Here is a 23262-nt window from a genome sequence, read left to right on the forward strand (position 1 = left end):
CTCATTCTAATTCTTAACAACAGTTAAAAGTTGCAAAAACAAGCACCGCCTTTCAGCTATAACCCAAGGTATTATTATTAACAACAGATGTTTATAACTTGTTGATAAAGCAAAAATCACGCTGTAAATCAATTAATTACATCAATGTTAATAACTTTACAATATGTTAACAATTATACATTAATTCAATGTTAATTTCAAAATAAGGCAAAAATCGGTTAACTTTTCATTATCAGTTAGTTAAGGAAATAGTGTAAAAAAATCGTCTAGATAAAATCTTTTATTGTACATAAATATTATAGTATCTTTGTATTATGTCAAATGAAGCTTCAACATTAAAACCATACAAGTCCAAAGAAGGTGGAAAGAAGGAACAAGTCGCTGATATGTTCAACAACATCTCTCCCAAATATGATTTATTAAACCGTATGATGACCATGCGTATAGATATTATTTGGCGCAAGAAAGCGATTCGTGCATTATTACCATTGGCACCACAATTGATCTTGGATGTTGCGACAGGCACTGGTGATTTTGCGATTGAATCTATTCAGATTTTAAAACCAAAAAAAATTATAGGTGTTGACATTTCTCAAGGCATGCTCGATGTCGCTAAAGAGAAGATTATCAAAAAAGGATTGCAGGACCAATTCGAGGTAGTTTTAGGCGATTCAGAACAATTACAATTTGAAGACAACACGTTCGATGCTGTTACTGTAGCATTTGGTGTTCGCAACTTCGAAAATTTAGAAAAAGGATTATCTGAGATACATCGTGTATTGAAACCTGGAGGAAAGGCTATTATTTTAGAACTATCTAATCCTACAGCATTTCCCGTGAAACAGCTCTTTCATTTATATTTTCATAAAATCGTCCCTGCTATGGGCAAATTAATTTCTAAAGATTCAAGCGCTTACACCTACTTGCCTGAATCAGTAGCAAAGTTTCCTGATGGCAAACGATTTTCAGCGATAACAGATAAAGTAGGCTTTAAGGACACCAAAGTAAGACCACAAACATTTGGTTTTTGTACGATCTACGAAGCTACAAAGTGAGTGTATTCTATTTAATATTGATATTTTTATTCTTCAATATTAAAGGATATACGCAACAAAAGATATCATTCCCATTTAGTGGATATTTCGACAAAAATTCTACTGTTTCTTTTGGTATACAATACAATTATGTATACCAAAATTTTCAATTAGGTTTAAAAAATAATTGGCAGCAAGATTATCCTTTAGATTACCCGATAGATAATATTCTTTATCTAGGCAATCTAAAAAGTATCCGTTCTAAAGCGGGGGCTGGTTTTTCGGTAGGTATTCCTATAGACATCCTTATGCATAGAAATATATACCTATCCACCCAACCCTCTTTTTTATTTATTAACAATCTAGGAATAATCTATGAATCGCTAGATGTGGAGAAAGAAACATTGATTCGAAAAGGTAAACATGAAATAAACACCGCAAAAGGCACTAATTTTAACGCCTTTGAAATACCAATAAATATAAAATTACGTTCAGAGGATAAGTATTTAAAAAACAAATTCGACTATTATAGCGTTTATTTCACAACAGGTATTCGTTATAGTAAATGGATTGGCCTAAATCAAGCGTATAAAAACATCGCCAATCGTAAAGATCAATCACTAGATCCTTTAATCTTCAAGACAAGTTATATTTCATGGGAAGGTGGCGTTGGTATAGATATATATCTTGACAAGTTTAAAATATCTCCAGAGATTAAATTTAACCAGAGCTTTAATACGGTTTTAGACCATAAGCATACGTTAAGTACAAACAATAAATTTATGAACCCCATTGAAAAAGCGCTTGTACGTAATATATATGTGGGATTAATATTTCAATAAAATGAGAACAGTTTTAATTACAGGAGCAAGTTCTGGCATTGGCGCTGCCACAGCTGAAGTTTTAGCCCGTGAAGGCAATTATCGTTTATTATTGTGTGCACGTCGTCAAGAGCGACTCCAAGAACTTAGCACAAAAATATCTTCCGAATATCCCGATACAGCGATCCATACCTTCATCCTAGATGTAAGAGATGCTAATGCTGTTATTGACGCTATAGGACAACTGCCCGCAGCATGGAAGAATATTGATATATTAATAAATAATGCAGGCTTAAGTCAAGGCTTAGATCCTATTCAAGATGGGGACTTTGGGGATTGGGACAGAATGATTGACACTAACATAAAAGGCTTATTGTATGTTTCAAAAACTGTAGCACCCCTATTAAAACAAAGCAAAAATGCACATATTGTAAATATTGGCTCTATCGCTGGAAAAGAAGTATATCCCAATGGAAATGTATACTGTGCTACAAAGCATGCTGTTGACGCCTTGAATAAAGCAATGCGTATAGACTTATTACCTTTCGGCATAAAAGTGACCGCTATCAATCCAGGCATGGTAGAAACAGAATTTTCGGAGGTACGTTTTAAAGGTGATACTGATAAAGCAAAAAATGTTTATACAGGCCTTACACCTTTAAATGGTCATGATATCGCAGAAACTATTAGCTTTGTACTTTCTAGACCAGCACATGTCAATATTAATGATTTATTAATAATGCCTACTGCTCAAGCTAATGGAACAATCGTAAATAGAAAATAATTAAAAATAAATATTATGTCATTAGAACAAACAATAAACCAAGATATTAAAGCTGCTATGATTGCAAAAGACAGCGTACGTCTTAGAGGTTTGCGTGCTATCAAATCGGCTATTATTTTAGCCAAAACAGAAAAAGCAGGTATTGATGAATTAGATCAAGATGTAGAAATCAAAGTACTTCAAAAATTAGTCAAACAACGCAAAGAATCTGGTGATATCTATAAATCTCAAAATCGTGAAGACTTATTTCAAATTGAGTTTGAGGAACAACAAATAATAGAGGAGTATCTACCTAAACAATTGAGCAAAGAAGAAATTGAATCAATTGTTAAAGCTATTATTATAGAAACTGGTGCTGCAGGAATGAAAGATATGGGCAAAGTAATGGGCTTAGCAAATCAGAAATTAGCAGGTCAAGCAGACGGAAAAACTGTTTCTGAAGTTGTGAAAAATTCTTTGTCCTAACTATGGATATGATAAACTGGAGAATAAAAAGATTTGATGAATTAAATAGCATGGAATTATACAAAATCCTACAATTAAGGATTAATATATTCATGTTAGAACAAAACTGCTTATATCCAGAATGTGATGATAAAGATTTTCATGCTAAACACTTGTTTGGTATGGATGAAAATGAAATCATAGCATATGCGAGGTTGCTACCTCCAGGGGTATCTTATCCGGACGCATCTATAGGTCGGGTGATCATTACCACCAAATATAGAGGTCAAAAAATAGGGTACCAATTAATGAATAAAGCTATTGAAGGAATACATTCAGAATTTACGCCTATTGACATACGTATTAGCGCACAAGCTCATTTACAAAAATTCTATGAGAACTTAGGTTTTAATTGTGTGAGTGAGCCCTATTTGGAAGATGACATACCCCACATAGAAATGCTCCTTAAAGCATAAAACAAAAAAGAGGAATAGTGCTACTATTCCTCTTTTTTGTTTTATGCTTCTACTCTACTTCCGTAGACTTTATCTCTATCATAGGTTGCCATATGTCTTTCCTTTTTGGCAGGATATACATCACCCAAGGTAATCAATATACCTGTTTCTTCCACTTCGCCAAATTCGTCATTCAGCGCCGTTCCAAAAGTCATCATTGTAGGAGAAAGATTCATGTATGTATTGATTAACGGAGGTACATTCTCTCCTAAATCCCTAACATGCTTATTCAATATTTTATACCCTTCTTTATATGTTAGGCCATCAAATATCCCCAAAAAAGGCGTTATATCCGTTTTATAACCTAAGGCTATTTTAGCATAAGGCTGTACTAATTTATTATGATCAGGGAAGTATGTTTCCATAAAATAGATCAATAAATCACGAGCTTGCTCATTAAAATGAGGATACATTGTCACTTTACCAAACAAATATTTAATATCCGAATTGATTACTACTAAAGCGCCCAATCCATCCCATAAATTATCCAAAGAGAACAGCCCTTTTCTATTATCAATAGAAGGTTGATACTTTGGTTGTACCCACGATCTACCCAATTCTATAGTATAAGGCAAATAATCATTTATAAACTCTTCAGAAAACTGAAAATAATGAGATGTAGATAAGTGTAATACCCCTTCATTATCCATTGCTTGATCACAACGAATCACCCGATATCCCGCTATAATCTCTTCATCTTCGGTATTCCAAGCAATCAATTGATCGTAATTATTTACACATGTATCATTTTCATCAATATCGATTGACAATCCTGTTCCACCACCTGCATTACGAAATGTAACCTCTCTCAGTCTACCTATTTCCTGCATAATATTTGGTGCAGAATGATAGTTAACTAAGTAAACTTCATTATTACCATTATTGGTATATCGCAAAAAAGCATCTTTAGTTAACTCTGACTTTATCAGTTCTCTATCAACTGGAGCTATTATCTCTTCCATAAATTCCATTCTACTTCTTCAATTCATATACCAACTGCTTAACATCAGCAGCCCATTGTCTTTCATTCCTAGATGTGTCAAAGTGCGTATAAGGTATACGTTTGCCTATTCTAATAGTCACTCGTTGACCACGTTGAGCAAAAAGCTCATCTGCTAAATATAGCATTTCTAGATTAAATTTTATCCCTAATTTATTTCTCCATCTAGAAAGATTATAAAAAAAACTAGAATTCTTACCTTCTATATAAACAGGAACAACATCCTTTTCGTATTTTTTCGCTTTAGTGATAAAGCTTTTTTTCCATTCTAAATCTACAATTTTGTCGTCTATTTTTCGTGATACAAGCCCCGCTGGGAACACCAAAAGTGCATGCTCTCCCGCATATGCTTCATCTACAGCAGATATAGCGGATTTACTTTGTCCCCCTATTTTATTTACCCCAATAAATAATGGTTCCAAATTCACTATGTTCATTAAGAAATCATTTACGATGAATTTTACATCTCTACGATAACGACCTATTGCCTCCATAAAGGCAATACCATCCAATCCACCTAAAGGATGATTGGATGCAAAAATCACACTATCTGTCAATGGAATATTTTCTTCGCCCTCGATAACCACATCTATACCTAAATCTTTAATCAAGGCATCTACAAAATCTAAACCGCTAAGATCACGAAATCTATACATGATATCATTAATATCATCTTCGTGAATCGTACGTTCCAAATATTTTATTAAAATATTTGGAATCCATTTGGCAAATTTTGGGCTCTTTTTTCTAATAACTTCCCTTACTTGTATAAACTTCTTCCCTGTTTCTATCGACATAGTTATGATTTGTTATTTAACCCCAGTACAAATCAGTACGCGTAAAAATAAAAAAATATTAGCTCATTTAAGAGAAAAAACACAATTAAACCAATGTTTTTTACCTTTATTACATATATACACCGTATATTAAAACTATTTATCTATTCATCTGTATACAATTTAACGAAGTTCAATATGCTAACATCCAGCCACATAAGCGCGAATTACTATGACATTTCCTTGTCTAATAGAATATCATCAGTTTTAGATAAAATGAATGAATTATATAGTAAACAATTAGCCGTTGTAGACCAAGGAATCTATTATGGCTTAATAGATGAAGACCAACTATGTGATCAAGCGAATACGGATTTAAATCTTGAGGCACTAAAACACCTGTTTCAATTTATATATATATTCGATTATCAACACATTTACGATGCGTTGCCATTGATGGTATTGAATAACCTTTGCATCGTTCCGGTTGTAGATAAAAATCTTACTTACTTAGGTACGCTAACAAGAGAAAGTCTATTAGCAGATCTAAATAGTAAAATAGGTAAACCAGATGCTGCTATTATCTGTATTGAATTAGGCGCATATGACCATTCATTGTCACATATATCACGAATTATAGAAGCTGAGAATACAGCGATCTACAGTAGTACCATACATCAGATCCCAAATTCAACAAAATTAGAACTGACGCTACAAGTTAATAAAGCAAATATATCAGCTGTAGTAGCTGCCTTATGGAGGCACGATTACCAAATAAAAGCCACCTTTGGTGAAAGCTATGATCAGTCAACTATCCAAAGTAGATATGATCATTTGATGAATTATTTAGATATGTAAGCAAATCTTTGCACATTTGTATTAGATTAAGCATACAAAAATGCCTCAGACAAAAATTGCAATATTCGGAAGGGTTTTCAATTCTTCGGTTACACCTTATGTTAATAACCTTATCAACTACTTGGTAGAAAGAAAAGTAGAGATTATCGTATTTGACGAATTTTACACTTTCTTAAAAAAAGAAAGCAACTGTCCAGCACATTTCAGTACATTCAACAATAACGAAGATCTACCCAAAGATATCAGTTTCATGCTTTGTCTTGGTGGTGATGGTACAATGTTAGCCGCAGTTTCGTTGATTAGAGATTCAGGGATTCCTATTGCAGGGATTAATTTTGGACGTTTAGGATTTTTAGCAAATATTCCAAAAAATGAAATTGAAGAGGCGCTTAATCAAATCTTATCTGGCAACTATGGTATTCAAGAAAGGGCCCTTCTGTCTGTAGAGTCAACCAATAAAACGCTGTTTGAGGGAGAAAACTTTGCCCTCAATGATATCACGGTATTTCGTCATGATACATCGTCGATGATAACAATTGATGCAAAAATAAATACGGAGTTATTAAATTCATATTGGGCAGATGGATTGATTATTGCGACGCCAACAGGATCTACTGCCTACTCCTTAAGTTGTGGTGGTCCAATTATCATGCCTGGCAGTGGTAACTTTGTCATCACTCCAATATCACCGCACAACTTGAATGTAAGACCACTCGTTGTTTCAGAAAACATTACCTTACGTTTGAAAATCGAAAGTCGCACCGAAAAATTTATTTTGAGTTGTGACTCCAAGAGTGAGACATTAAATACGGACACCGAGTTGACAATAAAGAAAGCACCATTTAAAGTACGATTGATACGTTTGGAGAACGATAGTTACTTTACTACGCTTCGCGAAAAACTATTATGGGGTATTGATGTGAGAAACTATTAGCAGAATTATTGTAGTAATCGTAAAATTTACGCTATACAATTCTTCTAAAAGCTTTATCTTTACATCCAAAACAAGTTAAGTTGATTATTCTCCGTGTATTAATATTAACCATTTGTATCCTAATTTGTAGGGATACTTCTGCTCAAAAATATGAGTTTGGAACAATTGGCTTCATGACTAGTTATATGGGAGATATTAATCCTAACAATCCATTTAACTACAATGGTTTTGGTGGTGGATTATTCGCTAAATATAATTTCAATAGCACTTGGGCTATTAGGTTAGGATTTGACTATTTAACATTATCGGGTAATGATAAAAACAGTAATAATTCTAATCAACAGCAAAGAAATTTATCTTTCAACAATCATTTATCTGAATTATCCCTTCTAACTGAATTTAATTTCTTTAAATTTAGCACTAAAAGAAAATTTAGACACTTTACTCCTTATTTATTAGGAGGATTGGGAATTATAAAACATGATCCGTTTGTATATTATTCAAATAATAAAATATATTTAAGAGAATTAAAAGTTGAAAGAAACAAACAAGATCAACCTATTAATTATAGCGCATTAGCGTTTGTAATTCCATTTGGATTAGGGTTTAAATACAAATGGAAAAGAAATTGGGGTATTGGAATTGAAATGAATTATAGAGTTGCATTAACTGATAATATCGATAATGTAAGTGGTTATTATCCACTGACTATGTCAAACAGTAACACTACGCTCCCTCGTATTGACATAATAAATGAGGATGGTACTAAAAGAGCTTTTGACAATAGCGATTGGTTAAGAATAGCCGACCCGAGTACCCCCAACCTCAGCAATAAAGGAACCTTACGTGGGGATGGTAAAAAATGGGACGGATACATGACTACAGGCATTACATTAATCTATTCCATACAAAACACTAAATGTACATGGTAAAAATAGATTTGAATCGAATATAAAATGAACATAAAGGATAAAATAGATCGTGCTAAATTACCTCAACATATTGCTATCATTATGGACGGTAACGGTAGATGGGCAAAAGGATTAGGAAAATTAAGAGTATTCGGACACAAAAATGGAGTTTCTGCTGTTAGAGAAGTACTAGAAGGTGCTATAGAAATAGGTGTACCTTACTTGACATTATACGCATTTTCGTCAGAGAATTGGAATAGGCCAAAATTAGAGGTCCGCGCTTTGATGGAACTATTAATATCATCACTAACGAAAGAATTGAAGACATTTCAACAGAATGGCGTTAAGCTGAAAGCTATAGGTAATCTTAATGATTTGCCAGATAATATCCAAAAGACGCTTAATGACACCATGGAAGCTACAAAAGAAAATTCAAAATGTACTTTAACTTTAGCATTAAGCTATGGTTCACGTACAGAGATATTAGATGCTACAAAAAGAATAGCAGACCAAGTAGCTCAAGGTACCCTTAAACCGGAAGACATTACCGAAGATTTATTTTCACAATATCTATATACCGCAGATATACCAGATCCTGATTTGATGATTCGAACAAGTGGAGAGCAACGTATCAGCAACTTTTTACTATGGCAATTAGCCTATACTGAATTATGGTTTTCTGCAAAAATGTGGCCTGAATTTACTAGAAATGATTTATTTGAAGCTATATTTGACTATCAATCAAGAGAAAGAAGATTTGGAAAAACGAGTGAACAGCTCTAAAAACACTACTAAAACACTGATATACAGTCGTGTGTTCAAAAATTTCTTTTAACAAAAATTAACAAGAGTTTGATGTACTTTAGCATCCATAATAAAAAATAAATGAAGCAATTACTTATACTGACCACATTTTTATTGTTAAATTGGACTTCCTCTATTGGACAAGTTGGTAATCCAGGTGCTATAAACCTATCAGATCCTGATGAAATAAGTTTTCTTGCTCCCAAAGATTATATAATTGGTGGCGTTACTGTCACAGGTGCTAAATACCTTGACGCAGATGTATTAATTACAATTTCTAAATTAGTGGTAGGTCAATACATTCAAGTTCCTAGTGAGGCGACTTCTAATGTAATCAAGGATTTAATGGCACAAAATCTTTTCGAGAGCGTTGAACTATGGGCTACTCGTATAGATGGTGAAAATATATACTTTGAAATCCGTGTAAAAGAGCGTCCACGTTTAAGCCGTATTGAACTTAATGGTTTGAGTAAATCACAAACAACAGAAGTAAACAAACGATTGAATGCTAACGCAGGTAAAATTGTGAATGACAATTTAATACAGTCAACGCAAGCAACCATAAAAAAATACTTACGTGAGAAATCATATATGTATCCTGATATTAAGATCGATACTAAAAAAGATTCTGCACAAACAAACAATGAAATTGTCATTGTTGATGTTAATAAGAACAATAAAATTAAAGTCAATAGTGTAACATTTGAAGGTAATGAGGTATTCTCTAATGCGGAATTAACGAAATATCTGAAAGGTGTAAAACCACGTAAATGGTTTAGAATATTTGGTCCTGGAAAATTTAAGGATGACAAATATACTGAAGCACAAGAGAAATTAATTGCTAAGTTACACGACAAAGGATATCGTGATGCGCAAATCATAACTGATAGCGTGTATAGATATGGTGACAAAGAAGTACGTATCAAACTTGATATTTATGAGGGTCCCAAATATTATGTAGGTAATATTGATTGGACAGGTAATACGAGATATAAAGATTCTATCTTAAACATATTATTAGGTATTCAAAAGGGAGATGTATATAGTGAGGAAAAATTAAATACCAAATTAATGGGACCAACACGTAATAGTGATGATATATCATCATTATATCAAAATGATGGTTACTTAACATTTAACATTACCCCTATTATTAAAAAAATACATAATGATTCTATTGACATAGAAATTCAAGTAAGTGAGGGTAAGCAATACAACATTAATAATGTAATCGTAAAAGGTAATGATGTCACTAATGAACGTGTCATCTTACGCTCTATTTATACTAAACCGGGTCAAAAATATTCAAGAGAATTAATCATGCGAAGCATACGTGAGATCTCTCAATTGGGTATGTTTGATGAACAAAAAATAACACCTGATATTCCTTCATCTTCCATGAATCATGAAGATGGAACAACAGATATCGTATTCAATGTCGTTGAAAAGCCTTCTGATCAGGTAGAATTATCTGGTGGATATGGAGCTGGACAAATTATAGGTACATTGGGATTAACATTCAATAACTTCTCCACTAGTAACTTCTTTAAGAAAGATGCTTGGCGCCCTCTTCCACGTGGTGATGGACAAAAACTAAGTATTAGAGGACAAACTTCAGGTAAAAGATACCAATCGTATAGTTTCTCTTTTACGGAGCCTTGGTTAGGTGGTAAAAAACCTATTTACTTTGGATTAAGTGCATATACATCAAACTCATCTTACGGTGGATTTAACTATTATACTGGGGAGCAAACGGTTTCCGATGCACAATTGAACCGTATTTGGATGACAGGGGTTACTGCTTCTTTAGGTAAGCGTTTACAATGGCCTGACAACTATTTCCAAATTAATAGTTCTTTATCATTTCAACGTTACAAATTACAGAACTATGGTAATTACTTCTTATTCTCTGACGGAACAGCGTACAACGTAAACTTTACACAAGAGATCAGTCGTAACTCAGTAGATGCACCGATCTATCCTACATCAGGATCTAACTTCAAGCTTTCGGCATCATTTACGCCTCCTTATTCAGCGTGGAATGATATTAATTATGAGACAGCACCAGATAATGAGCGTTATAAATGGACAGAGTACTACAAGATTAAATTTGATGGTCAGTGGTTCACAAAAATAGCTGGTAAATTAATCTTAAAAACACAAGCACAATTCGGTTATTTAGGAAACTATACGAATAGAACACAAACATCCACATTCGAACGTTTCAAATTGGGTGGTGATGGTATGCAAGGTTTTGACTTTTTACAGGGATCTGAGATTATCGCTATGCGTGGTTATGCAAATGGTACTATCATCCCAGAATCTACAGGTAATGGTTTCCAAAATATAGCGATCAATTCAGGTAGCCCGATTTATTCGAAATATCAAATTGAGTTGCGTCATCCCATCATGTTAAATGATCAAGCTACAGTATTTGCGTTAGCATTCGCTGAAGCTGGTAATACATGGAACAAATTCTCAGAGGTAAATCCATTTAAAGTTCGTCGTTCGGCAGGTGTTGGTGCTCGTATATTTTTACCTATATTTGGTATGTTAGGTATTGATTATGGTCATGCATTTGATCCTATTCCAGGATTATCAACATCACAATGGAGACAAAACTTTACATTTAGTATTATTCAAAACATGGGAGGTTTTTAATAATTTAAACTTTTTAGTATAATTATTGTCTTAATAAAAAAGAAAAATTTTATGAAAAAGATATTTTTAGTTTTAGCACTTTTAACATTTAGTATTAGCACTATCTTTGCACAGCAACGCATAGCTTATGTAGACTCAGAATATATTTTGAAGCATATTCCAGCATACATTACGGCACAAAAACAATTGGATGATCTATCTACTCAATGGCAACAAGAAGTAGATAAGCAATACGCGCAAATTGAAAAATTGTACCAAGCTTATCAAAATGATCAATCTTTATTGAACGAAAACATGCGTAAAAGAAGAGAAGATGAAATTGTAAATAAAGAAAAACAAGTAAAAGACTTTCAGAAACAAAAATTTGGGTATGAAGGAGAGTTATTTCAAACAACAGCTACCTTAATGAACCCTATCAAAGATCGCGTTTCAAAAGCGATTCAAGATGTTGCTAAAGCACAATCATTAGATCTTATATTAGATAAAGGAACAGAATTAACGTTTCTATTTGCTAATCCTAACATTGATAAGAGCAATGATATTATTATAAAATTAGGTTTAAAACCAAATCCTGCATTAGCAGACAATAAAAAGTAAAACAAATTATTAACATATTATTTTAATTATAGAGAATTACATTTGTAATTGCATTGTCAACACATGAAAAGAATGAAAAATTTAGTAAAGGGTGCGATTTTAGCAGTAGGTTTATTTGCAACAGCAAGTGTTGCTCAAGCTCAACAAAAAATTGGTTATGTAAATGCTGATGAGGTTTTTCAACAAACAACCGAATTCAAAACAGCAACAGATCAATTAAAAACGTTAAGCGATGCTAAACAAAAAGAACTTGAAAGTATGGTAAAAGTACTTCAAGACAAAAATGCTGCCGCTGAGGAAAAATATAAAAATCGTAGTGAAGCAAATAAAACAACTGTAGATGCTGAATTAGCAACTTTAGGTCAAGAGATTCAACAAATGCAACAACGTCTTCAAGATGTTCAAAAAGTAGCACAAGAAGAAGTTGGTAAAAAACAACAAGAATTAATGGCTCCTATTCAAACGAAAGTTATGAATGCTATCAATGCTGTAGCTAAGGAAAAGAACTTCGCTTATATCTTAGATATCGGTACAGGTGCTGTTATTTACTACCAAGGTGGTGAAGATATCACTCCAGATGTTAAAGTAAAATTAGGTATCAAATAAGAATTATAATTTTTCCAAAAAAAGCCGGCTTATTAAATATATTTAATAAGCCGGCTTTTTTTGTGCGTCAATATATGGATATATTGACGCACAAATAATAGCATAGAATTCAAATAGCTAAGGATTCGGCCAATCGAAGTTATATGCTTTACTATTTGGTAAAAGGTTGCTTCGTACCTCGCAATGACGGTATAGTCGCAACGACGATTATTATTTCGTCATTGCGAGAAGGAACGACGTGGCAATCTGAAGTTCACCAAGTATAATAGGTATTAATAGCACATCTACTATGATAATTATTCCTCCAAGGGCTACTTAACGTACTATTCCATAAAGACAATTATTTTTAATTACTCTAAATAGTTATTATGCATGCATAATATTAGCTGAATTTATATATTTGTATATAACCACATTAAACAGCTTATGATTAGTCAATTAGTATTTGCTATTCTACTATTAGGTGCAGGCTATTACTTTTACCTAAATGCAGCTAAAATTTATCGTAATATTAAATTAGGCAAAAAAATAGATCGATTTGATAATCCTTCAGAACGCCTAAAAACAATGTTACTCGTTGCTTTTGGACAAAAAAAAATGTTTAAAAAGCCAATTCCTGCCCTTCTTCATTTATTAGTATATGTTGGATTCTGTATTATCAATATCGAAATGATAGAGATCCTAATAGATGGCATATTCGGAACACATCGTATTCTCTCATTCTTAGGTGACCTTTATGCTATTTTGATTGGTTCTTTCGAAATACTAGCCTTTGCGGTATTAATATCGTGTTTGATATTTTTGATTCGAAGAAATATATTGAAAGTAAATCGACTTAATCAAGCCGAATTAAATAAATGGCCAAAAACTGATGCCAATCTAATATTGATTGTTGAAATATTATTAATGACAGCATTTTTAATGATGAATGCTGCCGATTACAAATTGCAACAATTGGGTGTTGCCGGCTACCATACAGTGGGATCCTTCCCTATTAGTTCACATTTATTTGCGATGTTGCCCGATAACAGCAGTAGTTTAATAAGTATAGAGCGGTTTTGTTGGTGGTTTCATATCATTGGTGTATTAGCATTCTTAAATTATCTTCCCTTTTCCAAACACCTTCATATCATACTGGCATTTCCGAATACCTACTTCAGTAAACTAGAGCCTAAAGGAAAATTTGAGAATATGCCTGCGGTAACAGCTGAAGTAAAATCAATGCTCGATCCCAGTATACCTCCGCCAATAGGTGAAGTATCACGATTTGGGGTCAAGGATGTACAAGATCTTACGTGGAAAAACCTTCTCGATGCCTATACCTGTACCGAATGTGGTAGATGTACTGCAGCATGTCCCGCAAATATAACTGGCAAACTATTGTCACCACGGAAAATCATGATGGACACAAGGAGTCGTCTAGATGAAGTGGGGAAGAACATAGATGCTAATAAGAGCTTCATAGACGATAGTAAAACATTATTGGACACATACATTAGAAGGGAAGAAATATGGGCTTGCACAAGCTGCAATGCTTGTGTAGAACAATGTCCCGTAAACATCAATCCGCTTGAAATAATAATGGGCATACGTCAATATATTGTAATGGAAGAATCTCAAGCCCCAAGCACCATCAACAATATGTTGAGTAACCTCGAAAATAATGGCGCACCTTGGAAATATGCACAAGCAGATAGAGCGAATTGGTCACAACAATAAACAAACGCAATATGGAAAACCAACTATATATACCTACTGTAGCCGAATTGATTAGCAAAGGCGAAACACCAGATTTATTATTTTGGGTTGGCTGTTCGGGTTCATTTGATGAGCGAGCACAACGTATCACTAGAGATATTTGTAAGATTTTAAATCATGTAGGCATTAAATATGCGATTTTAGGAACCGAAGAAAGTTGCACAGGTGATCCGGCCAAACGTTCGGGAAACGAATTCCTCTTCCAGATGCAAGCGATGATGAATATCCAAGTATTGGATGGATATGAAATCAAAAAAATAGTAACAGCCTGTCCACATTGCTTCAATACAATTAAAAATGAATATCCCAATCTAGGTGGACATTATGAAGTAATTCATCATACCCAATTGATACAAGCATTGATTGATGAAGGACGTTTGAAACCAGCGGATGGGCATGAATTTAAAGGTAAAAAAATAACCTACCACGATCCCTGTTATCTAGGCCGTGCCAATGAAGTATATGAAGCACCACGTAAGGTGTTAGAATCACTAGATGCTGACCTTATTGAATTGAAACGATGCAAAAGCAATGGTCTATGTTGTGGTGCGGGCGGTGCCCAAATGTTTAAAGAGCCTGAAGCAGGAAATAAAGATATCAATATAGAACGAATGGATGATGTAATAGCATCACAAGCTACTGTAGTGGCCTCTGCATGTCCCTTCTGTATGACCATGCTTAGTGATGGGGTCAAGATCAAAGAAAAAGAACAACAAATAACTGTTCTAGATATCGCTGAAATAACAGTCAGATCTAATAAAATATAAGATTATAAATAGCGGCAAAAACAAAAAAGGATCGCTATAAATTTGCGATCCTTTACTTTGTTATGTACCTAGAAGCAGATTCGAACTGCCACGCCCTTGCAAGCGCCACCCCCTCAAGATGGTGCGTCTACCAATTTCGCCACCTAGGTATTAATACGAACAAAAATATATCTTTTTTTTGAAGGTACAAGAGTTTTTGAGCAGATTATTTAATAAAATTTTTATTTATTAGTGTTTGAATAATACCATCAACCATACCTACTCTAGGAGCGACTATATTTTTGAGATGTCCAACTTTCATTATAGTCAAAAAAATCTCAGATGCTGGGATAATAACATCTGCACGATCCGAACGCAATCCTAAATTCTGAATACGATCTTTCATCGAAAATGAATTTAGGTAAAGATATATAGCATTCAACTTTGCGTATGTAATAGGCATATCATCCTTTGCATTAGCAATTCTTGAGAGCTTATTTATATTACCACCAGTACCAATACCATATATATTTTTATACCCTTTAGTTATCTCTTTCACCCATATACGCATGTCATCCCAAGTTTCAGGGTTATCTTGATTATCAAGGATACGAATCGTACCTAGATTAAAAGAACGCGATGACACAAGAGTTCCATTTGCAAATAGTGAAATCTCTGTACTACCACCACCTACATCAATATATAAATACACCTTATCTTTATCTATTTTATCCGATAGATTCGAATTAAAGATAATTTTTGCTTCTTCGGAGCCATCAATAATTTGGATATCAATACCCGATTCTTTACATGCCTTAACTATCTCTCCCCCATTTTCAGCATCACGCATTGCTGAGGTAGCGCAAGCGATATAATCAGATACTTTATAAACATCCATCAGACTACGAAAAGCACTCATAGTCTTGACCATATCCTCAAACTTACCCTTAGAAATACGCTTATCAATAAATGCGTCGTCCCCAAGTCGGAGCGGTACTCGTAAGAGTGTATTTTTAGTATAAATTACCTCACTACCTTTGTCAATAATGTCTGCAATCAAAAGCCTAACCGCATTTGAGCCAATATCTATCGCTGCGTATCTCACTATGATAATATAAATTAATTAATAATTACAAGTATACTACTGTCCTATTATACTTGTATTAATAAATTGTAAACTTACAATTTGCTTTACAATTTAATAAAAAAAGCATCCTTTTGAGATGCTTTTTTTATATTAAGATTATTTTTTTCTTTTAATGGTGAGCGTGTGCTTCTGCTTTACCACCAATTTGCGTGTATAGTTCTTCTGCTTTAGCTAATTGCTCTTTACCAAACTTTTGTAATGTCGGATTTGTATTTTTTGTAAGTCGACCTAGTTGTAGCTTTACAAAAGCAATTTCTTCTTGTGCACGATGCACATAATCAATGTGCTCCTGGGCTAAAAATGCATTTCCTGTTGTATCAACAGAAGGCGTAATAGTAGATGGTACAGGATTCAATATAACATCAAATTCCGTAGAAACACTATCTAACTGTGGTAAAAATTGTGTGTAGAAATCTTTTACCTTAACAGCTACGTCCTTTGACTCTGCCGCATTTTCTGCATTCTCTGCATACTTAGTACCTTCTATAGCAACCTCATTTACATGTTGAATAATTACATAAGCATCTCCATCCACTAATGATGTATGTGTATATTGTAATTGATTTTCTTGAGCAGTCTTGAAAACACAAGAATTAAGCAAAGTACTTGCACAAATGGCTGCTACGAATAAAGTATTTAATTTCATTTCTATTCTTTTTTACGTCTACAAAAGTATAAAATATCTATTAGAATTCCGCATTATGCTAAATTTCTTCCTGCATTTACTACACCATATAGCGTTCTACTAATCAATTTTCTATAAATCTGTTCTTGTTTTTCGTCTAGATTTTCTTTTTCTAGTGATCGTGTTGCGTACTGTTGAATAATTAATAGCGGTAGAACGATTTTTTCCCTTTGCAAGATTGATTCTCTTTCAACCGGATAATTCTCCATTAACACCGAAAAACCTGTCAACTTCTTTAGGTATTTTTTAGTCTTCTCAAACTCTTCATTCAAGTTCATCCAGAATTCACCGAATACAGCATCATCTTTCATATACGATGTAATATCAAAATTAGATTTTGTCATAGACATCATACAATTATCTAATAATGTATTAAAGAAGCCTGAATTTTGATATAAATTATGAACGTATGACCATAAGTTGTTTTCCTCTGCCCATTGCAAAGCTGTACCTACACCATAGAATCCTGGGATATTCTGTTTCAATTGGCTCCATGCTGTAACAAATGATATAGCGCGTAAATCTTCTAAACGAAGCTCTTTATCTGAATTACGTTTTACAGGACGACTACTGATATTGATGGATGATAGGGACTTCAACGGGCTCAATGTTTCCAAATATTTAAGAAATTGCGGGTGATTACGCAAACTCATAAATTTATTATAGCTCACTAAAGCAATATCATTAATAATTTCCTTTTGTTTTTTTGTTAATGTATCACCTTCATTTTGCTTCAATTCGGAGATTAATCCGGCGTGTACCAGCTGTTCAATATTGTATTGAGCAGTATCCAGAGAACCATATTGGCTACTGATTGTCTGTCCTTGTATTGTCAATTGAATATGCTTATTTTCAATATCTTTACCCATTGAAGCATAGAATCGCTGTGTCTTACCTCCACCACGTGCTGGAGGGCCACCACGACCATCAAAAAATACTAAATCTACATCATATTCACGCGCCAAGGCTGTTAATTCAATCTTAGCCTTATAAATAGACCAATTGGCCATCAAATAACCACCATCTTTGGTACTATCCGAAAAGCCTAACATAATCGTTTGCTTATTTCCTCTTTTCTTTAGATGACTAGCATAATTTGTATTTGTATATAATGTACGCATTACATCTGACGCTCTAGATAAATCATCTACCGTCTCAAACAATGGGACAAAATCAATAGTAAGATCCTCTTTCGTCCATCCTTGCCATAAAAACAATTGCATCAAAGCTAATATATCTGATGCTTGTTGGCAGTTAGAAATGATAAATCGCTGTGCTGCGCGCTCACTTCCTGAGGCTTGAATATTTTTTAGGTGGCGAATTACGCCAATTGTATCTTGAACCAAAGCTTCGGCATCTTCTTTACAATCGAGTGTAGCTTCAGTAAATTTTAGCGATGCTTGTTTATTCTCTTCAGATCCGTTTAAATCAGCAATATTGATTCTCGTTTCATCCGGATAATGTTTAGCCAAATAGGTTGTCGTTTCACGTAACACAGAACTATCTTGGCGGATATCTAATGTTGCAAAGAAGCAACCAAATGTTTTCACTTTATGTATTAAATCCTCTACCAACTCGATGAATAAACCATTATGAAGATCATTCAAAACTGATTTAATAGCTTCAAGATTTGTCAAAATCTCCTCTGTATCATTCGTTGGGTTATCTATCGGATTAAAACTATTTTCATAAAACAGATTTTGAAGATTATCCAAGTATTGCTCTGCCCCTCTGAAAGTAATTCTTCTTTTTACGATTCTAAAATCACGATAATAACAACGGAAAAGTATCGTTCTAAGCATTGAAGCTACACGTTTAGTACTTTCAACAGTCACGTTAGGATTTCCATCTCTATCACCTCCTGGCCAAAAGCCTAATTCTACAAGTTGCTTCACTTCTTTACCATCAACATCCAATTCGCTATCTATTTTTGATTGAATACCAGAGGTAACTTTATAAAATACATTCTCCAAGTACCAAGCTAAGCTAATTGCTTCATCAACAGGTGTTGGCTTTTGCTTTTTAATAAATGGTGTTTTACCCAATTGTTGTAATAACAAATTGATATTAGAAATATCATTTGCTTTAATAGCTTCAATCAAATCATTTATAATCCCTAATACAGGACCAGGATAAAACTGCGTAGGGTGTGCTGTTAGTACTAATCTTACAGAGAAATCCTTTAATTTTTCGACGATACGACCTTTTAATTTATCATCATTCCTTACTAAAGAGAACAATGCATCCAAACCAACACTTTCATCGGAACGACCCACCGCTTGAAATGCAGAATCTTCGATAGCATCAAATAAAACAACCTGTCTCTCGATATATTGTACGATTCTAAAAAGCAAATCTATACGATCTTCAGCAAGAACATATTGTTCGTATTGCCCAAAGAAACTATCAATAATAACCTCAGGTGAAAGATGCTTCTCTACCCCTTCTTCACAATGGGTCGTAAAGAAAGGTAATAATGTACCAGTATGCTTAACACGCTGGAATGGCAGGGTTAAGAATAAACTTTTAAATAAATCAAAACGTGTTAAAACCTCTGATTCGAAAAGCGCCTGTTTCTGACTTAATTTCATTAATAATGAATAATTAGTATCTGTAATTTGTTAAAACTCTTAACCAAATATACGACATTAATATAATTTAGTGTCTATTATTATCATTTTTATATTTTTAATATTATTTTTTTACAAATCGTACAAAAATAAACTATATAATTCTACATAACTACCATAATAACGAATTACATACCGTCTGTTAATCAAAATACCCTCAAAAGTATTGATATGTTAAGCGTATTGATATTCAAAAAATAAGAGGAAGTGCCAATGGTATAGCCTACTTATTCGAGGATAAACAAGACCAACGTAAAAAACGAGGTTATCAGCTTGATCAAAATAAGCTGATAAGGAAAGCTCCAAGTGAGCTTTTTTCGGAAATCAAACAATGGAATTAAGACAATCCGAAAGAATTAATTAATGAAGTATTTTTCCATGGTTTTAGCTCCTGCAGGTGATGACGGCTAGTAATTAACTAACAAGGAACTTCGTAAATTATCAAAAAAAATTATTGCAAAAACATTGAATATTGACCCCAATAAATAGCCTTACTATATGCATGTTCATGATGATAAAGAAAACAAGCATGTGTATATATACTTACCTCGAACCGATTATAATGATAAGACTATAAATGATAAACATAGTATGTATAGAGCTATTAATTCAACTGATGAAATAGCAAAAAACAATCTAACCAGGGCAAAATATGGTATATTTAGGCACATTTGGAATAAAATATGGTTCAGGTTTTGAGCAAGAGAAAAAAAATACCAAGCTGTAAATTGCACTAATTGTCCGTTAAAAAGAGCTTATCATCAAAGTACAGGAAATAGAATTATTCAAGTAAATGAAATCCTGAACCGACACAAAGAAATAGCACATGAACTGCTCAATAGCGAAGAAGGAATTGCTAAACGCAAAAAGTGATGTTGTGATGTGGAACGGGTCTTCGGAAACATAAAAAAAATCAAAAATTCCGCCGCTTTATGCTTCGCGGTAAAACCAAAGTGTCCATAGAATGGGGTTATTGGCAATAGCACCAAACATTAATAAGAAAGCGGTCTGAAAAGACCATTTTCATACCTGTTTTTTCTAAATATTGAAAGGATGATCAACTTAAAGCTCACACAAGTAGCTATACGCTGACAGATTCATTTAAAACTAAAAAAGGCCGCCTCAATTATTTTGAGACAGCCTCTTATTTCCTAAAAAAGTATGAATTAACCTCTACTATTGTAATTAGGTGCCTCTTTAGTAATTTGAATATTATGTGGATGAGATTCTCTCAAACCTGCACCTGTAATACGTACAAATTGGGCTTCTTGAAGTTTTTCTATCGTCGCAGCACCACAGTAGCCCATTGAAGCACGAAGACCACCAATATATTGGTATACTACTTCAGCAAGCGTACCTTTATAAGGTACACGACCTACGATACCTTCGGGCACTAATTTTTTGATATCATCTTCAACATCTTGGAAATAACGATCTTTAGAGCCTTTTTCCATTGCCTCTACAGAACCCATCCCACGGTAAGATTTAAACTTACGCCCTTCTAATAATATGGTTTCGCCTGGTGCTTCTTCGACACCTGCAAACAAAGAGCCAGCCATAATCGTACTTGCCCCTGCTGCAATTGCTTTAGCAAAATCACCTGTCTGTTTGATACCACCATCCGCAATTAAAGGAACACCCGTTCCTTTTAAGGCTTTGGCTACTTCATATACAGCATACAACTGAGGTACGCCTACACCTGCTATAATACGAGTAGTACAAATTGAACCTGGACCAATACCTACTTTTACGGCATCAGCACCCGCTTCAGCTAACATTGTAGCTGCTGCTGCTGTCGCTATATTTCCAACGATAACCTGAAGTTCAGGATATTTTGCTTTTACTTCTTTTAACTTATTAACAACACCCAAAGAATGACCATGAGCAGTATCAATAGTGATTACATCGACTCCTGCTTTTACTAGCGCATCAACACGCTCTACAGTATCAGCAGTTACTCCTACAGCTGCACCTACTAAAAGACGCCCGTGTTCATCTTTAGCTGCATTAGGATAATGTTTATATTTTTGAATATCTTTAAAAGTAATTAAGCCTTTAAGTATATAATTGCCATCGACAACAGGTAATTTTTCGATTTTTTCATTTTGCAATATCTCTTCAGCCATTACTAAATCAGTACCTTCTGGAGCTACGACTAAATTATCTTTAGTCATCAAATCACTAATCGGTCTAGTCATATCCTTTTGGAATCGCAAGTCACGATTGGTCACGATACCGACTAATTTACCTGCATTATCAATAACAGGAATACCGCCGATTTTGTGTTCTCTCATAATACTGAAAGCATCTCCTACAGTTGCAGATTCTAATAAAGTAACAGGATCCTGAATCATCCCACTCTCCGAACGTTTTACTTTACGTACCTCAGCTGCCTGTTCATCGATAGTCATATTCTTATGCAACATACCAATTCCGCCCGCTTGAGCAATAGCAATTGCTAAATCAGCACCTGTAACCGTATCCATCGCTGCAGATACTAAAGGAATATTGAGTTTAATTTTTTTCGTTAAATATGTACTTGTATCTACGTCTCTAGGTAGAATCTCTGAATAAGCTGGTATTAATAATACATCGTCGTATGTAAGACCTTCAGCTACGAATTTTTGTGGATCTAATTGCATGGCAAATACCTTTGTGGGTTTTCTATTTGCCAGACAAAATTACAAAAAAAAAATCGAATTACAAATTCCTATGCAACAAAACAGCATCCAAAACTATGAATTACGATAAAAAATCTTTATAATTGTTGCCAATGCTCTAAATCATGGCAAGAACTTTGCTGTTGATTTAGACAACAAAACAATTTTATAATACAAATTCTATGAAAAAATTATTCTTACCATTATTAGCTGCTGTATCTTTCTGTGTACTTTCGCAAGAGGCAAAAGCACAGACGCCTTTCAAATCTGCCTTAGGTATTGTTTTTGATGGAAATGATGGATCGAATGTAGGTATTCAATACAAGACAGCATTAAAAGGCCCTCAAGCTTTACAAATTCAAGCAGCTTTCCGTAACAATTGGGTTAGTGTTGGCGCGGATTGGCAGTACGAAAAAGCAATCAACGGTGCTGAAGGTTTGGCATGGTATGCAGGTATCGGTGCTCAATTAGGTTTTTGGAATTATGATGGACACTCTGAAACATATATAGGCTTACGTCCTCAAATCGGTTTAGAGTACAAAATCCCTACTATTCCTATCGCAATGCACTTAGATTACAAACCATTATTAGGTGTAAACCACAATACAGGTTTCCAAGGTGATGGTTTCACATTTGGTGTTAAATACATCTTAAAATAAAAAATTATAAAGGGACGTTATTAAATTAATGTCCCTTTTTTTTCAATCTATACTATTGTTAGCTCCCACAGCAACAGACAATCTTGCTTCGGTAGGATTAATCCATTTTTATAGTATTTAGATAAACCTCCTACAGATATAAAAAACAATTAAGTAAATTAAGAAGAAATAAATCGCTATAAATCGATATATTCTTTATACATTTTTTTTATACCTTTGCGATTCTTGGTAA

At 33.9% G+C, this 23262-nt stretch carries 21 protein-coding genes, 1 tRNA gene and 1 pseudogene; 16 read left to right on the top strand and 7 right to left on the bottom strand.

Features of this window, described 5'->3' with window-relative positions:
- The first annotated feature begins 314 nt into the window (after positions 1-314).
- The 5 genes from ubiE to IP023_RS01650 are packed head-to-tail and all read left to right on the top strand — an operon-like array spanning position 315 to position 3559.
- Positions 315-1055 (top strand): bifunctional demethylmenaquinone methyltransferase/2-methoxy-6-polyprenyl-1,4-benzoquinol methylase UbiE, encoded by a 741-nt coding sequence (gene ubiE, locus IP023_RS01630; RefSeq protein WP_241788502.1) that lies wholly within the window; start codon positions 315-317, stop codon positions 1053-1055.
- Positions 1052-1876, top strand: coding sequence for a PorT (locus tag IP023_RS01635; protein ID WP_241788503.1), 825 nt, complete (start codon positions 1052-1054; stop codon positions 1874-1876). Before ubiE ends, IP023_RS01635 begins: the two co-directional genes overlap by 4 nt.
- Position 1877: 1 nt before the next feature.
- Positions 1878-2639, top strand: coding sequence for an SDR family NAD(P)-dependent oxidoreductase (locus IP023_RS01640; protein WP_241788504.1), 762 nt, complete (start codon positions 1878-1880; stop codon positions 2637-2639).
- Between the two features lie 15 nt (positions 2640-2654).
- Positions 2655-3104 (top strand): GatB/YqeY domain-containing protein, encoded by a 450-nt coding sequence (locus IP023_RS01645; RefSeq protein WP_241788505.1) that lies wholly within the window; start codon positions 2655-2657, stop codon positions 3102-3104.
- Between the two features lie 2 nt (positions 3105-3106).
- Positions 3107-3559 (top strand): GNAT family N-acetyltransferase, encoded by a 453-nt coding sequence (locus IP023_RS01650; protein WP_241788506.1) that lies wholly within the window; start codon positions 3107-3109, stop codon positions 3557-3559.
- Positions 3560-3600: 41 nt separating this feature from the next.
- On the opposite strand, the gene IP023_RS01655 is transcribed toward IP023_RS01650, so the two are convergent.
- A complete protein-coding gene (locus IP023_RS01655; RefSeq protein WP_241788507.1) occupies positions 3601-4560 on the bottom strand; it encodes a GNAT family N-acetyltransferase in 960 nt (319 codons plus the stop codon).
- Positions 4561-4570: 10 nt separating this feature from the next.
- A complete protein-coding gene (locus tag IP023_RS01660) occupies positions 4571-5395 on the bottom strand; it encodes a 1-acyl-sn-glycerol-3-phosphate acyltransferase (RefSeq protein ID WP_241788508.1) in 825 nt (274 codons plus the stop codon).
- 255 nt (positions 5396-5650) lie between these two features.
- Here IP023_RS01660 and IP023_RS01665 point away from each other — a divergent pair, with 255 nt between their 5' ends.
- The 9 genes from IP023_RS01665 (at position 5651) to IP023_RS01705 (ending at position 15270) form a co-directional block, all read left to right on the top strand.
- Positions 5651-6232, top strand: a complete 582-nt coding sequence (locus IP023_RS01665; RefSeq protein WP_241788509.1) for a CBS domain-containing protein — start codon at positions 5651-5653, stop codon at positions 6230-6232.
- A gap of 40 nt (positions 6233-6272) precedes the next feature.
- The gene (locus IP023_RS01670) at positions 6273-7166 is read left to right on the top strand and encodes an NAD kinase (protein WP_241788510.1); all 894 of its coding nucleotides are present in this window, start codon (positions 6273-6275) and stop codon (positions 7164-7166) included.
- Positions 7167-7246: 80 nt separating this feature from the next.
- A complete protein-coding gene (porG, locus tag IP023_RS01675) occupies positions 7247-8098 on the top strand; it encodes a type IX secretion system protein PorG (protein ID WP_241788511.1) in 852 nt (283 codons plus the stop codon).
- Positions 8099-8122: 24 nt separating this feature from the next.
- Positions 8123-8860: an isoprenyl transferase gene (locus IP023_RS01680; RefSeq protein WP_241788512.1), complete on the top strand. Its 738-nt coding sequence runs from the start codon at positions 8123-8125 to the stop codon at positions 8858-8860.
- A 102-nt stretch (positions 8861-8962) separates the two neighbouring features.
- Positions 8963-11542: an outer membrane protein assembly factor BamA gene (bamA, locus tag IP023_RS01685; protein WP_241788513.1), complete on the top strand. Its 2580-nt coding sequence runs from the start codon at positions 8963-8965 to the stop codon at positions 11540-11542.
- A gap of 51 nt (positions 11543-11593) precedes the next feature.
- Positions 11594-12139 carry an OmpH family outer membrane protein gene (locus IP023_RS01690; protein ID WP_241788514.1) on the top strand — a complete coding sequence of 182 codons (546 nt, stop codon included), beginning with the start codon at positions 11594-11596 and terminating at the stop codon, positions 12137-12139.
- A gap of 72 nt (positions 12140-12211) precedes the next feature.
- Positions 12212-12745 (top strand): OmpH family outer membrane protein, encoded by a 534-nt coding sequence (locus IP023_RS01695; protein ID WP_241788515.1) that lies wholly within the window; start codon positions 12212-12214, stop codon positions 12743-12745.
- Between the two features lie 426 nt (positions 12746-13171).
- Entirely contained in the window at positions 13172-14464 is a 1293-nt protein-coding gene (locus tag IP023_RS01700; RefSeq protein WP_241788516.1) for a (Fe-S)-binding protein, read from the top strand.
- A gap of 11 nt (positions 14465-14475) precedes the next feature.
- The gene (locus IP023_RS01705) at positions 14476-15270 is read left to right on the top strand and encodes a (Fe-S)-binding protein (RefSeq protein ID WP_241788517.1); all 795 of its coding nucleotides are present in this window, start codon (positions 14476-14478) and stop codon (positions 15268-15270) included.
- Positions 15271-15335: 65 nt separating this feature from the next.
- On the opposite strand, the gene IP023_RS01710 is transcribed toward IP023_RS01705, so the two are convergent.
- The 4 genes from IP023_RS01710 to IP023_RS01725 all read right to left on the bottom strand — a co-directional run bounded on the left by IP023_RS01710 (position 15336) and on the right by IP023_RS01725 (position 19672).
- Positions 15336-15419, bottom strand: a tRNA-Leu gene (locus tag IP023_RS01710).
- 56 nt (positions 15420-15475) lie between these two features.
- Positions 15476-16354 (bottom strand): Ppx/GppA phosphatase family protein, encoded by an 879-nt coding sequence (locus IP023_RS01715; RefSeq protein ID WP_241788518.1) that lies wholly within the window; start codon positions 16352-16354, stop codon positions 15476-15478.
- A 151-nt stretch (positions 16355-16505) separates the two neighbouring features.
- On the bottom strand, positions 16506-17042 hold the full coding sequence (locus IP023_RS01720) for a hypothetical protein (RefSeq protein WP_241788519.1): 537 nt from the start codon (positions 17040-17042) through the stop codon (positions 16506-16508).
- A gap of 53 nt (positions 17043-17095) precedes the next feature.
- A complete protein-coding gene (locus IP023_RS01725) occupies positions 17096-19672 on the bottom strand; it encodes a phosphoenolpyruvate carboxylase (RefSeq protein ID WP_241788520.1) in 2577 nt (858 codons plus the stop codon).
- 804 nt (positions 19673-20476) lie between these two features.
- Here IP023_RS01725 and IP023_RS01730 point away from each other — a divergent pair.
- Positions 20477-20584 (top strand): annotated as a pseudogene (locus IP023_RS01730) (hypothetical protein); the annotation flags it as partial.
- Between the two features lie 293 nt (positions 20585-20877).
- Here the strand turns inward: IP023_RS01730 and guaB are convergent.
- Positions 20878-22353, bottom strand: a complete 1476-nt coding sequence (guaB, locus tag IP023_RS01735; RefSeq protein ID WP_241788521.1) for an IMP dehydrogenase — start codon at positions 22351-22353, stop codon at positions 20878-20880.
- A gap of 200 nt (positions 22354-22553) precedes the next feature.
- Between guaB and IP023_RS01740 the strand changes: the two genes are divergently transcribed.
- Positions 22554-23030: a hypothetical protein gene (locus IP023_RS01740; RefSeq protein ID WP_241788522.1), complete on the top strand. Its 477-nt coding sequence runs from the start codon at positions 22554-22556 to the stop codon at positions 23028-23030.
- The last annotated feature ends 232 nt before the right edge of the window (positions 23031-23262 follow it).

The sequence above is a fragment of the Sphingobacterium rhinopitheci genome, assembly GCF_022627575.1.
Classification (GTDB): Bacteria; Bacteroidota; Bacteroidia; order Sphingobacteriales; family Sphingobacteriaceae; genus Sphingobacterium; species Sphingobacterium rhinopitheci.